We start from the raw sequence: 11,791 nt of genomic DNA on the forward strand, positions 1-11,791 counted from the left end.
TTACACAGGCGGAATACCATCCGGCGGGTTGTCGTCAAACCCGTGCATGCGCAGAGCCCATTGCAAGCCGACCACAGCTCCCTTGACCGGCTGCAGCAGTCCGAGCGATGCAAAGAAGGTGAAGGGCAGGTAGGCCACGAAGCTGAGCCAGACCGGCGTCGTGTAATTGGTCTCGATCCAGAGGATCGTCGGCACCACGATGTGGCCGACGATGACGATGACGAGATAGGCCGGCAGATCGTCGGCGCGGTGCGGTGTGAAATCGAGACCGCAGGACGCGCAATTGTCCGCGGTCTTCAGGAACGCGCGGAACAGTTTTCCCTCGCCGCAGCGCGGGCAGCGGCCGCGAAAGCCGCGCTTCATTGCCGCCCAGAGGTCGCGCTTCTCGACGAGGCCGGTCTCGCGCGTCCAGATTTTGGGGGCCGTGCTCATGGTCACCATGCCTTGCCCTTCTTGCCTTTACTCTTGCCCTTGTTCTTTCCTTTGCCCTTCTTGCCCGGTTTTGGCTTCGGCGGCTTGCGTTTTTTATCCGGGCTGCGGCCGGGATGGGCCTTGAACGAGGGGCGACGTTGTGGACCTGATAGCCTGCGGTCGCGCGGCGCGGTCTCGCTGGACGACGACAGCAGCTCGAAACGCAGCGCGCCCGCGACGGGAGCCGCCTCAATCAGGCGGACGTCGACGACGTCGCCAAGTTGGTACATCGTGCGGCTGCGCGTGCCGATCAGCGCGTGGCGGCTCTCGTCATAGTTGAAATATTCCGTGCCGAGGGATCGGATCGGGATCAATCCGTCGGCGCCGGTCTCGCTCAGCTTCACGAACAGGCCGGCGCGCGTGACGCCGGAGACGCGGCCCTGGAAGCTCGCGCCGATGCGGTCGGCGAGATGATGGGCGATCAGGCGATCGACGGTTTCGCGCTCCGCCTTCATCGCGCGACGCTCGGTCAGCGAAATATGCGCGGCGACTTCGCTTAGGGTTTCCGCCGTCTCGCTGTCGGGCAGAGCGCCTTCGCCGAGCCCGAGCGCGCGGACCAGCGCGCGATGCACGACGAGATCGGCGTAGCGGCGGATCGGCGAGGTGAAGTGCGCGTAGCGGCGCAAGTTCAGGCCGAAATGACCATAGTTTTCCGACGAATATTCCGCCTGCGCCTGCGCGCGCAGCACGACCTCGCTCACCAGCGGATAGTAGTCGTGACCCTCGAGCTGGGCCAGCACGCGATTGAACAGGGTTGGGCGCAGCGCGCCTGATTTGGCGAAGGGGACGTCGAGCGTCTCCAGGAATTCCGAGAGCGCGTGGACCTTCTCCAGCGTCGGCTCGTCATGCACGCGGTAGATCAGCGGGAGCGATTTCTTCTCCAGCATCTCGGCCGCCGCGACGTTGGCGAGGATCATGAACTCCTCGATCAGCTTGTGCGCGTCAAGACGCTCAGGCACGACGACGCGGTCGACCGTGCCGTCGCTCTTCAGGAGGATCTTGCGTTCGGGCAGATCGAGATTGAGCGGATCGCGCTCGTCGCGGGCGCGCTTGACGCAGGCATAGGCCGCGTAGAGCGGCCTCAGGATCGGATCGAGCAGGGGGCCGGTGGTATCATCGCGCCGCCCATCGATTGCGGCCTGCGCCTGCGCATAACTCAGCTTCGCAGCCGAGCGCATCAGGATGCGGTGAAAGCTGTGCGACTTCTTGCGGCCATCGGGGGCAATGATCATCCGCACCGCGAGCGCGCCGCGCGGCTCGCCCGGCACCAGCGAGCAGAGATTGTTGGAGATGCGCTCGGGCAGCATCGGCACGACGCGATCGGGGAAATAGACCGAGTTGCCGCGGTCGAGCGCGTCGCGGTCGAGCGCGGTGCCCGGCCGGACGTAGAAACTCACGTCGGCGATGGCGACGTCGACGATGAAGCCACCCTTGTTGTTCGGATCGGGATCGGGCTGCGCATGCACCGCGTCGTCGTGATCCTTGGCGTCAGGCGGATCGATGGTGACGAGCGGCACGTCGCGCCAGTCCTCGCGTCCCTTCAAATTCGCAGGCTCCGCCGCTTCCGCATCGCGCTCGGCGGACGAGGAGAATTGCAGGGGAATGTCGTGGGCGTAGATCGCGATCAGGCTGATCGCCTTCTCTGATTTGACCGAGCCGAGCTTCTCTTTCACGCGGCCTGAGGCAAGGCCGAAGCTGCGCGTGCGGACGATATCGACGCTGACGAGATCGCCGTCCTGCGCACCCCTCGTGTCGGCCGCGGCGATATTCAGCTCGCGGTCGGCCATCTTCTTGTCGACGGGCACGAGCCGTCCACCGCCTTCGGGAAGCTCACGGAACACGCCGAGGATTCGGCTCTTGGCCTTGTCGAAGACCTTGATGATGCGGCCGCGATAGGCCGGGCCTTCGTCCTCGCCGGTGCGTTCGACCCGCAGCAGCGCACGGTCGCCGACGCCGGCGGCGGTGCCCGGCTTGGGTCGGCGCGGCATCTCGATGAAGATCTTTGGCGGCTCGCCGTTTTCGACCTCGTCCCATTCTGTCGGGGAGGCGATCAGCTCGCCGTCGCGATCGCGCCCGGTGATGTCGGCGACCAGCGTCGGCGGCAGGCTGTCCGGTTCCGAGACCGTGTGGCGTTTTTTCTTGATGGTGCCGTCATCGGCGAGCTCGCGCAGAATGCGCTTGAGCTCGATGCGATCGGCGTTCTTCAGGCCGAACTCGCGTGCAATATCGCGAGTTCCGACCTTTCCTGGATGTGCCTTGATGAAGGCGACGATGGCTTGCCGGTCGGGAAAGCCACGGTCATTCTTGCGTTTCACTTAACCTCTAATTGGTGCCGGCACTCTTCTTGGCCGGAGCCTTGGCAGCGCCACCTGACTTGGTCGCCGACGTTTTGGCCGTCGACGCCACGCCTGCGCGCGCCTTGCTGGTGGATTCAGTTTTGGTTTTGGCCGCCTTCTTGGCGGCCGGTTTCTTCTTCGGCGCGGCGTCGTCGCCGTCCGCGGTCTTCGCTGCAGTCTTCTTGGCCTTGGCCGGCTTCGCCGCCTTCTTGGCTTTCACCTTGCCGCCGCCCTTGGCCGCGCGCTCGTCGATCAGCGCTATCGCCTGAGCCAGCGTCACCGTGTCCTTTTCGAACTCGGCCGGGATCGTCGCGTTGACGCCGCCCGCGGTGACATAGGCGCCGTAGCGGCCGCTCTTCACGGTTACCGTGCCGAGCGAGGGGTGATCACCGAGCGCCTTGCCGGGATCGGCGCCGAAGCGGCGGCTCGGACCCTTGGCGACCTTTTCCGCAATCAGCGTCACGGCGCGATTGAGGCCGATGTCGAAGACTTCATCGCCGGCTTCGAGGCTGGCATAGGTCTTCTCGTGCTTCACGAACGGCCCGAAGCGGCCGAGGCCCGCCGTGATCGGCTGGCCGGTCTCGGGATGCTTGCCGATCTCGCGCGGCAGCGACAACAGTTTCAGCGCAAGCTCGAGCTCGACATCGCTGGGCGAGGTGCCCTTGGGGATGCCCGCGCGCTTCGGCTTCTCGCCTTCCTCGTAGTCCTTCTGCTCGCCGAGCTGGATATAGGGGCCGAAGCGGCCGGCCTTCACCCAGACATCGCGACCCGTCTCGGGATCCTGGCCGAGCGAACGGTCGGCGGTGGTCTCGCTGTCGGCGGCGAGCTGGCGGGTGTAGCGGCACTCCGGATAGTTCGAGCAGCCGACGAAGGCGCCGAACTTGCCGGCCTTCAGATTCAGCCGGCCGTTGCCGCAGCTCGGGCACTGCCTGATGTCGCCGCCATCCGCGCGCGGCGGATAGATGTGCTGGCCCAGCATCTCATCGAGCACGTCGAGCACCTGGGCGACGCGCAGATCCTTGATCTCGTCGACGGCGCCGATGAAGCCGGTCCAGAAATCCTTCAGCACCTGCTGCCAGGAGATCTCGTTGTTGGAAATGCGGTCGAGCTGCTCTTCCAGATTGGCCGTGAAATCGTACTCGACGTAGCGATTGAAGAAGCTTTCGAGGAACGCGACCACGACGCGGCCCTTGTCCTCGCCATGCAGACGCTTCTTCTCGAGCTTGACGTAGCCGCGATCCTTCAGAACCTGGAGGATCGAAGCGTAGGTCGAGGGACGGCCGATGCCGAGCTCTTCCATCCGCTTGACGAGAGAGGCTTCCGAGAAGCGCGGCGGCGGCTCGGTGAAGTGCTGGGTGACGGATAGCGACTGCCGCTTGATGGGCTCGCCCCGGTTCATCGCGGGCAGGCGGCGGGAGTCCTCGTCCTCCTCGTCGTCGCGTCCTTCCTGGTACAGCGCCAGGAAGCCGTCGAACTTGACGACCTGGCCGGTGGCGCGCAGCTCCAGCGTGCGGCCGCCGGCTTTCGCCGTGATGTCGACGGTGGTGCGCTCGAGCTCGGCCGATTCCATCTGGCTCGCGATGGTGCGCTTCCAGATCAGCTCGTAGAGCCGGGCCTGGTCGGCATCGAGCTTGCGGCTCATGCTGTCGGGGCGGCGCGAGAGGTCGGTCGGGCGAATGGCTTCGTGCGCTTCCTGGGCGTTCTTGGCCTTGGCCTGGTACTGGCGCGGGGCTTCGGGCACGTAGGCGTTGCCGTAATCCTCGCCGATCACCTTGCGCGCCTGGGTGATCGCTTCCGGCGCAATCTGCACGCCGTCGGTACGCATATAGGTAATGAGTCCGGTGGTCTCGCCGCCGATGTCGATGCCTTCATAAAGGCGCTGCGCGATGCGCATCGTGTGCGCCGGGGCGAAGCCGTATTTGCGGCTGGCTTCCTGCTGCAGGGTCGAGGTGGTGAAGGGCGCCTGCGGGTTGCGGCGAGCCGGCTTGGCGTCGACCGCGGTCACCGCGTAGGTGGCCAGCTCGAGCGCCTTCTTGAAGTCTTCCGCTTCCGCGCCGGTGCCGATGTCGAGCCGCTGGATCTTCTTGCCGTCGGCACCGACGAGGCGCGCCTCGAACGCATCGCCGCGCGGTGTCAGCAACGTCGCGATCAGCGACCAGTATTCGCGGGCTACGAACTTCTCGATCTCGAGCTCGCGGTCGCAGACGAGGCGCAGCGCCACCGACTGCACGCGGCCCGCCGAGCGGGCGCCCGGCAGCTTGCGCCACAGTACGGGGGAGAGCGTGAAGCCGACCAGATAGTCCAGCGCGCGTCGCGCCATATAGGCGTCGACCAGGGCGCCGTCGATCTCGCGCGGATGCTTCATCGCATCCGTGACGGCCTGCTTGGTGATGGCGTTGAACACCACGCGCTCGATCTTCTGATCCTTGAGCGCGCGCTTCTCCTTCATCACCTCCAGCACGTGCCAGGAGATGGCCTCGCCCTCGCGATCAGGGTCGGTCGCCAGAATCAGGCGGTCGGCACCCTTCAGGGACCTGGCAATATCGTTGAGGCGGCCAGCCGCCTTGGGGTCGACCTCCCAGATCATCTTGAAATTGCTGTCGGGATCGACGGAACCGTTCTTCGCCGGCAAGTCCCGGACATGGCCGAACGAGGCCAGAACCTCATAGGACGAGCCCAAATACTTGTTGATCGTCTTGGCTTTCGCCGGCGACTCCACAATGACGATATTCATGTAGTTCCAGTGACTTACGGGAAAATCCTGGGCCGAAATCGACAAGATTCGGGTCGGCCGTTTCGACCCGAACATGGGTGGTGAGGCGGGTCCTGTCAAATCGAAGGGTGTTGAAAGCTAGCGGATTGAGAAAAGTTTCATATCGAGAAAGTTGCGAAATACCACCTTGGAGTTGTGGCCGGTGTCAGCGTAATGTTTCCGCGGGGCATGGGATTCGGGTGGGGCTGGTGGCAAAGCCAGGGAAGAAGCGCGTGCGCGCCGCGTCGGGCGCAGAAGCACGTTCGCGCAACGAGGAACCGGGGGAAGGCGGGGTCGATGAAGCCGTGACCTTCATCGCCGAGCAGGTGGGCGCCTTACGCAAGCTCGCCGAGCGCCACAAGCTGGATGTGCTGCATTATCTCCTGGGAATGACCAAGCTCGAGGCCGACGAGCACCTGCGGCTGCGGAGCAAGCGCAAGCTGTCGTGAGGATGGCTATCGGGGAAGGTGCGAGCTCTGGCCGCGATGACGGGGCAGGAGATGCAGTCATCGTTGTCCAACTGGCGTTCGGAAGGCAGGTTTACGTATCCGTTACGCGATAGACGCACGCGGCCCCTTCCACCCCCCGAAGCGGTGCATCGAACGCGACGACATCGTGACCAGCGAGAAGCTGACTTACCCCCGGTGCCGAGTAGAGCGCCTCCGACAGGCAAATTTCGCCGGCGCCGGCCAATGCCTGTACGCGTGCTGCAACATTCACGGTCTGCCCGAAATAGTCGAGATTTTCGTTCAAGGTGACCGCGATCGATGGTCCGCAATGGGCGCCTATCTTGAGGATGATACTGGGATCGCCGTGCTCCGCATTGTAGCGCTCGATATCCGCCAAAATATGCAACGCTGCCGAGACTGCATCGCGCGGGCGGGAGAATACGGCCATCACGGCATCGCCGATCGTTTTGACGATCGCGCCGGAATGCTGCTGCACGGTTGAGCCAAGCAGAGCAAAGTGCTCGCGCACCAGCGCATAGGCATTGAGGTCGCCAAGCCGTTCGTACATGGCGGTCGATCCCTTGAGGTCCGTGAACAGCAAGGTGACCTGCCTGATGCCGAGGCCTTCCTTCTCATCGACACGCTCGGACCGGAACAGACGTCGGAAAGTCTGTCGGGCAAGCAGCATGCCGCCCGACAGGTAGGGATCAAAGTCGAGCGCCGGCTTGACCGTCTGCGCCAAAATCTCCGGTGGCCAGTTGATGAGAAGCAATGAGCCGCGTGTGGCGGAGCAGTTCTCCACCTCGACCACCGCCGGTCCGGGCGGCACGGCCGATGCGAGCGGTGAAAAGCGGCGTCCGTCATATTTCACGGACAAGCGCGTCGGTATCGCCGCAGTGTCGCCAGCCACATTGACTGCGAAGCTGGCCTGCGTCTGCACATTGACCCCGGAGAGCGCTCCGGGCGCGAGTTCGACCGGGAGCGCCGTCGTCGAGCCCGGAGGCAAGAACGACATGCCGCGAGCAAGGCCGCGGAGGACATCAAGAAAGCGGGTCGGCTGACCGGGCAAGCGCCCGTCGGCGAGAAAGCGGGCCTTCCAATGGAAGTCCTCGACTGAGAGCTGTTCGAGGTCGTGAAACTGAAGCCTTCGAAGCTGCGGAGACACCGTGAAAGTCACTTCGATGAAATCATCGAGGTCGGTATCGCCGCTGACGTCGCACAGACCGCAGACATAGTGGGTCTTCAGGGTCCGCAAGGCACCAAAACTGTCCAGCACCATGCCGGATTGGGGGCAGACGACATCCCAACTCATGTCGAACAGGCCGCTGCGTGCTGCATGGAGAAACAGGTCGATGCTCTCTGCTTCGCTGATGGCGCGGTCGCGGGCAAAGCCAAGCGGATTGACGCGGTAGAGAGAGAGATCGTCGCCGCCCCGGATCAGGCTTTCGAATTTGGAGATGACGCGCGGGCTCCAAGACCGGGCCTGCTCGACCTCGATCATCTTGCTTTCGAGGAGCCGTTCTTGAACGTGATGCATCTTCCCACCCAGGTCATCGACGAGGTTGAACGGGACGTCACGCGTCAGCAAAAATGGCAGCTGCTTCCAGCAGTTCTAGAGTAGCATAAAACCCAACGGGACAAATGCATCCTTGAGTGCACGTCGGGAGTGCTCCGGCCCCGTGCGCGTGCTTTGCGCGGACGGCCGGGAGCCGATGCGCACGCAGCTATCCTGCCGCGCGCCGGCGCGGCGCGGGCCTCGGTTTCAGCATGGTGTCGGCGGGACTGAGCAGCCGCCCGTCCTCCGCGTGCATTTCGAGCTTCCTGACCGGGCGGCCCTTCGCGCGATCGACCAGGATGGTCGCGATCTGCTCGGGATGGTCGTCGAACTCCTCGCTCCATTGCCGCAGCGCCACCAGGATCGGGAAGGTGCCGCGGCCCTTCGCCGTCAATACATATTCAGAATAAGCACTGCCGTCGGAGGCGGGGGCGGTTTCCAGGATGCCGTGGTCGACCAGCGATCGCAGCCGCGCCGACAGAATGTTCCTGGCCATGCCGAGCTTGCTCTGAAATTCGCCGAAACGGCGCACGCCGAACAGCGCCTCGCGGATGACCAGCAGCGACCACCAGTCGCCGATCGCTTCCAGCGAGCGTGCGATCGGGCAGGCATCGCCCTCAAAGCTCGTTCGTTTCACCATCGTTCCGGTCCTGTCGCGTTCGCACGATTTCGGCGCCGATCACGCGGATGTGTGGTTGCATCATAAAACCATATGCCCTAGATGGCAACATAGTTTTATCATGCAACTACTGGAGGCGAGCGTGAGGCTGAAGAACAAGACGGCACTGATTACCGGCGGCAACAGCGGCATCGGACTGGCAACGGCAAGGCTGTTCGTGGCCGAAGGCGCGAAGGTAATCATCACCGGGCGCAACAAGGAGACGCTGGAGGCCGCCGCGAAGGAACTTGGCCCGAACGCGATTGCACTTGCGGCTGATGCCACCGACATCGCCGCGACCGAAGCTGCGATCAAGAAGGGCACCGACAAGTTCGGCAAGCTCGACATCTTGTTTGCCAACGCCGGCATCCCCGGCGGCACGCCGCTGGGATCAGCGACGCTCGAGGTGTTCGAGAAAGTCATCAGCACCAATCTCACCGGTGTGTTCTTCACGGTGCAGTCGGCGCTGCCTTATCTCAACGACAACGCCTCGATCATCCTCAACGGCTCGGTGATTTCAGTGCTCGGCATTCCCGGCTATTCGGCTTACGGCGCCGCGAAGGCGGGCGTGCGGGCGATGGCGCGGATCATGGCTTCGGAACTGTCGCCCCGCGGCATTCGCGTCAACGTGGTCGCGCCGGGTGCGATCCGCACGCCGATCTGGGGCGCGGCGATCGCAACACCCGAAGCGGAGAAGGCGTTCGAGAAGCGCATCGCGCTGTCGACGCCGCTCGGCCGGATTGGTGAACCCGATCACATTTCGAAGACGGTGCTGTTCCTTGCGTCTGACGATGCCGCGCATGTTCAGGGACAGGAGATCTTCGTCGATGGCGGAGCGGTGGCGTCTCCGAGCGGAGCGCCGATCTATCGCGGTTGATCAAATGCTCTGAGAATTGAATCGGCCGGCGCCAACTGAAACGGTTGCGCCGGCCGGTTCCCTCGTCTTGCAGGACGTATTTTCTGAAGCCTGCGTGATACGTTGAACCTTCGCTTATGCTGCCAAGACTTTTCTACGGGCGTGGGGTGATAAGACCCATTTAAGGGAGCCCGTTATGCCGAAACCAGCACGCATTCTTGCTCCGATTTCAGAACCGCGTATCTACACCGAACATTCCGCAGTTCCGGCCAAGCATTCCGACATGTCGGAGTTCATCGGGGTTGCCATCTTCTCCGGCGTCGGGCTGCTCGTGTCGCTCGTTGCCGTGATCCTGGGCATGCAGGGTTCCTGGTTTTAGTTTTGTCGATTTTGCAGCCGCCGCCGGGGTCCGGCGGCGGCTCTCGCCGGTGTAGCGTTACGCCGCGCGCAAACTGGTGGCCGCCTGGAGCGCGCCGGCCAGCGCTTTCTCGCGATGCTCAGGGCCAACCTGGATGCCGTCAGCGACGATGAATTCGGGGCTCGTGATGCCCATGAATGCGAACACGCCGCGCAAATAGCTTTCGAGATGCTCGAGCGCGGCGGCAGGCGTACCCGCACCGTAATAGCCGCCGCGCGAAATCGCGAAGATCACGCGCTTGCCGCCGGCAAGGCCCTCCGGGCCGCTCGCGCCATATTTGAACGTCTTCCCCGCCACCATCACGCGGTCGATCCAGGCCTTGAGCTGGCTCGGGATCGTAAAATTGTACATGGGCGCGCCGATCACGACGACGTCTGCATCGAGGAACTCATTCAGCACGGCTGCGCTTGCCGCGAGATCGGGTGCGAGTTCCGCTGGCGCGGGCGCGCCTTGGGCGGCCGCGAGGTGCGAGCCGGAGAGGTGAGCCAGCGGGGTCTGGGTCAGATCGCGATAGGCGACCTCGAGCGAGGGCGTCGCCTGCCCGAGGCGGTCGACGATGGCGGCAGAAACCTGTCTGGAGACGGAGTGGGGGCCGAGGACGCTGGAGTCGATATGGAGGAGTTTCATTGGGGTCACCCATGGTATAGATTTGTAACCCGCACTACATGAGTGACTGGCGAAACCCCCGCAAGAACGCACTTTTTTGAGCCATGGGCACATCTTTGAGACCTGCACACATCGATTTTCCTGCTCCAGCGAGACCCGATCCGAACCATGCGGACTGCCGTGGGGTGGCTTCCGTGCTGTCCCGCGTCGGCGACAAGTGGAGCGTGTTCGTCATCATGATGCTGAGCGACGGGCCGAAGCGCTTCAACGAGCTCAAGCGCATGATCAATGGCATCTCGCAGCGGATGCTGACCTTGACCCTGCGCGGGCTGGAGCGCGACGGCCTCGTCACGCGGACGATCTTCCCGACCATTCCGCCGCGCGTGGATTACGAGCTGACCGATCTCGGTCGCGGGCTGTCGCAGCCGGTCGAGGCGCTCGGCAAATGGGCGAAGGACCATCTGGTGCAGATCGAGGCGGCACGCTCGCAATTCGACGAGCGCAACGATCGTTAGATCAGCGACACCAATCCGCCACCATGACGCTCGAGCTTTCCGGCGAGTTCGAGCTCCAGCAGCACCGTGCGCACGATCGCGGGCGAGGCGCCGGACATCCGCACCAGATCGTCGATCGTGATGGGGGCAGGGCCGAGCAGGCGCGTGATCTGATCGCGGTCGTGGCCTTGCGGGTCGCTCTCGAACGGTTCGCTGTCGGGCTCGCCCATCGGATGCATCAGCGGCCGCTCCATGATCGGCTGAACCGCGTTGATGATGTCGGCGGCTTCCGTGACGAGTGTTGCGCCCTGCTTGATCAGGTCGTTGGTGCCGGCGGCGCGCGGATCGAGCGGCGAACCCGGGACGGCGAACACCTCGCGGCCCTGCTCGGCCGCCATGCGCGCGGTGATCAGCGAGCCCGAGCGATGCGCGGCCTCCACCACGACCACGCCGAGCGCGGCGCCGGAGATAAGGCGGTTGCGGCGAGGAAAGTCGCGGGCGCGCGGCTCGTGGCCGAGCGGCATTTCGGAGACCGCAGCGCCCGTGTGGTCGAGGATCGCAGTGAGCAAGTCGCCGTGCTCGGGCGGATAGATGCAGTCGTGTCCGCCGGCGAGCACGGCGATCGTGCCGCTCGCGATGCTGGTGCGATGCGCGGCCTGGTCGACGCCGCGGGCAAGGCCCGAGACAATGACGAAGCCGGCCTCGCCAAGCTCGCGCGCGAGCTGGCCGGCGAATTTCAAGCCCGCGCCGGAGGCATTGCGCGAGCCCACGATGGCGATCATCGGCCGCATCGGCGTTGCGACGTTGCCGCGCACGGCGAGCAACGGCGGCGCATCGTCGATCATCGCCAGCCGCGCCGGATAGCCGTCCTCGCCGGGCGCGAGCCAGGCGATGCCGAACTGGCGGCTCGCGGCGAGCTCGGCCTTCGCCTCGTCCGCGCTGCAGATGCGCCCGGATCGTGACGCGCCGCCGCGGCGCGCCAGGTCCGGCAGCCGCTCCAGCGCGGCTCGCGCCGAGCCGAAATGATCGACCAGCGATCGGAATGTACGCGGCCCGACATTATCGGAGCGGATCAGCCGCAGGCGGTCGATCCTGTCAGCCTCGGTCAACTCTGCGCTTCTGTTGATGGCGTCCACGGCGTCTCCTTGTGGGCGCAGCATGAAGCAACCTGAGGGCGTGGGCAACCGCGGCGTGCG

Annotated in this window: 11 protein-coding genes; 4 read left to right on the forward strand and 7 right to left on the reverse strand. The window is 64.5% G+C overall.

The window, feature by feature from the left end; translation table 11 throughout:
* The 3 genes from XH90_RS16400 to topA are packed head-to-tail and all read right to left on the reverse strand — an operon-like array spanning position 1 to position 5,541.
* Positions 1-441 carry a DUF983 domain-containing protein gene (locus XH90_RS16400; RefSeq protein WP_194482410.1) on the reverse strand — a complete coding sequence of 147 codons (441 nt, stop codon included), beginning with the start codon at positions 439-441 and terminating at the stop codon, positions 1-3.
* On the reverse strand, positions 435-2,786 hold the full coding sequence (gene rnr / locus XH90_RS16405; protein WP_194482411.1) for a ribonuclease R: 2,352 nt from the start codon (positions 2,784-2,786) through the stop codon (positions 435-437). Before rnr ends, XH90_RS16400 begins: the two co-directional genes overlap by 7 nt.
* 7 nt (positions 2,787-2,793) lie before the next feature.
* On the reverse strand, positions 2,794-5,541 hold the full coding sequence (topA, locus tag XH90_RS16410; protein WP_194482412.1) for a type I DNA topoisomerase: 2,748 nt from the start codon (positions 5,539-5,541) through the stop codon (positions 2,794-2,796).
* Positions 5,542-5,792: 251 nt separating this feature from the next.
* Here topA and XH90_RS16415 point away from each other — a divergent pair, with 251 nt between their 5' ends.
* Positions 5,793-6,008 carry a hypothetical protein gene (locus XH90_RS16415; protein WP_246755837.1) on the forward strand — a complete coding sequence of 72 codons (216 nt, stop codon included), beginning with the start codon at positions 5,793-5,795 and terminating at the stop codon, positions 6,006-6,008.
* A 91-nt stretch (positions 6,009-6,099) separates the two neighbouring features.
* Here the strand turns inward: XH90_RS16415 and XH90_RS16420 are convergent, their stop codons facing one another.
* Together XH90_RS16420 and XH90_RS16425 are read right to left on the reverse strand one after the other, a co-directional pair.
* Positions 6,100-7,545, reverse strand: a complete 1,446-nt coding sequence (locus tag XH90_RS16420) for an adenylate/guanylate cyclase domain-containing protein (RefSeq protein WP_194482712.1) — start codon at positions 7,543-7,545, stop codon at positions 6,100-6,102.
* A 187-nt stretch (positions 7,546-7,732) separates the two neighbouring features.
* Positions 7,733-8,203 (reverse strand): helix-turn-helix domain-containing protein, encoded by a 471-nt coding sequence (locus tag XH90_RS16425; RefSeq protein WP_194482413.1) that lies wholly within the window; start codon positions 8,201-8,203, stop codon positions 7,733-7,735.
* Positions 8,204-8,324: 121 nt separating this feature from the next.
* Here XH90_RS16425 and XH90_RS16430 point away from each other — a divergent pair, with 121 nt between their 5' ends.
* A complete protein-coding gene (locus XH90_RS16430) occupies positions 8,325-9,098 on the forward strand; it encodes an SDR family NAD(P)-dependent oxidoreductase (protein ID WP_194482414.1) in 774 nt (257 codons plus the stop codon).
* Positions 9,099-9,273: 175 nt separating this feature from the next.
* Positions 9,274-9,456 carry a hypothetical protein gene (locus XH90_RS16435; RefSeq protein ID WP_194482415.1) on the forward strand — a complete coding sequence of 61 codons (183 nt, stop codon included), beginning with the start codon at positions 9,274-9,276 and terminating at the stop codon, positions 9,454-9,456.
* A 57-nt stretch (positions 9,457-9,513) separates the two neighbouring features.
* On the opposite strand, the gene XH90_RS16440 is transcribed toward XH90_RS16435, so the two are convergent.
* Positions 9,514-10,122 (reverse strand): FMN-dependent NADH-azoreductase, encoded by a 609-nt coding sequence (locus XH90_RS16440; RefSeq protein ID WP_194482416.1) that lies wholly within the window; start codon positions 10,120-10,122, stop codon positions 9,514-9,516.
* Positions 10,123-10,205: 83 nt separating this feature from the next.
* Between XH90_RS16440 and XH90_RS16445 the strand changes: the two genes are divergently transcribed.
* Positions 10,206-10,616: a helix-turn-helix domain-containing protein gene (locus tag XH90_RS16445; protein WP_194482417.1), complete on the forward strand. Its 411-nt coding sequence runs from the start codon at positions 10,206-10,208 to the stop codon at positions 10,614-10,616.
* On the opposite strand, the gene dprA is transcribed toward XH90_RS16445, so the two are convergent.
* Positions 10,613-11,755 (reverse strand): DNA-processing protein DprA, encoded by a 1,143-nt coding sequence (dprA, locus tag XH90_RS16450; RefSeq protein WP_194482418.1) that lies wholly within the window; start codon positions 11,753-11,755, stop codon positions 10,613-10,615. The genes XH90_RS16445 and dprA overlap by 4 nt on opposite strands.
* Positions 11,756-11,791: the final 36 nt, after the last annotated feature.

This window comes from Bradyrhizobium sp. CCBAU 53338, from assembly GCF_015291665.1.
In the GTDB taxonomy this organism is placed as follows: Bacteria; Pseudomonadota; Alphaproteobacteria; order Rhizobiales; family Xanthobacteraceae; genus Bradyrhizobium.

Excerpts from the sequence above, each read along its gene's own strand:
- XH90_RS16400 (WP_194482410.1), bottom strand. The coding sequence starts at position 441 with ATGGTGACCATGAGCACGGCCCCCAAAATCTGGACGCGCGAGACCGGC.
- topA (WP_194482412.1), bottom strand. The coding sequence starts at position 5,541 with ATGAATATCGTCATTGTGGAGTCGCCGGCGAAAGCCAAGACGATCAAC.
- XH90_RS16420 (WP_194482712.1), bottom strand. The coding sequence starts at position 7,545 with ATGCATCACGTTCAAGAACGGCTCCTCGAAAGCAAGATGATCGAGGTC.
- XH90_RS16425 (WP_194482413.1), bottom strand. The coding sequence starts at position 8,203 with ATGGTGAAACGAACGAGCTTTGAGGGCGATGCCTGCCCGATCGCACGC.
- XH90_RS16435 (WP_194482415.1), top strand. The coding sequence starts at position 9,274 with ATGCCGAAACCAGCACGCATTCTTGCTCCGATTTCAGAACCGCGTATC.
- XH90_RS16440 (WP_194482416.1), bottom strand. The coding sequence starts at position 10,122 with ATGAAACTCCTCCATATCGACTCCAGCGTCCTCGGCCCCCACTCCGTC.
- XH90_RS16445 (WP_194482417.1), top strand. The coding sequence starts at position 10,206 with ATGGGCACATCTTTGAGACCTGCACACATCGATTTTCCTGCTCCAGCG.
- dprA (WP_194482418.1), bottom strand. The coding sequence starts at position 11,755 with ATGCTGCGCCCACAAGGAGACGCCGTGGACGCCATCAACAGAAGCGCA.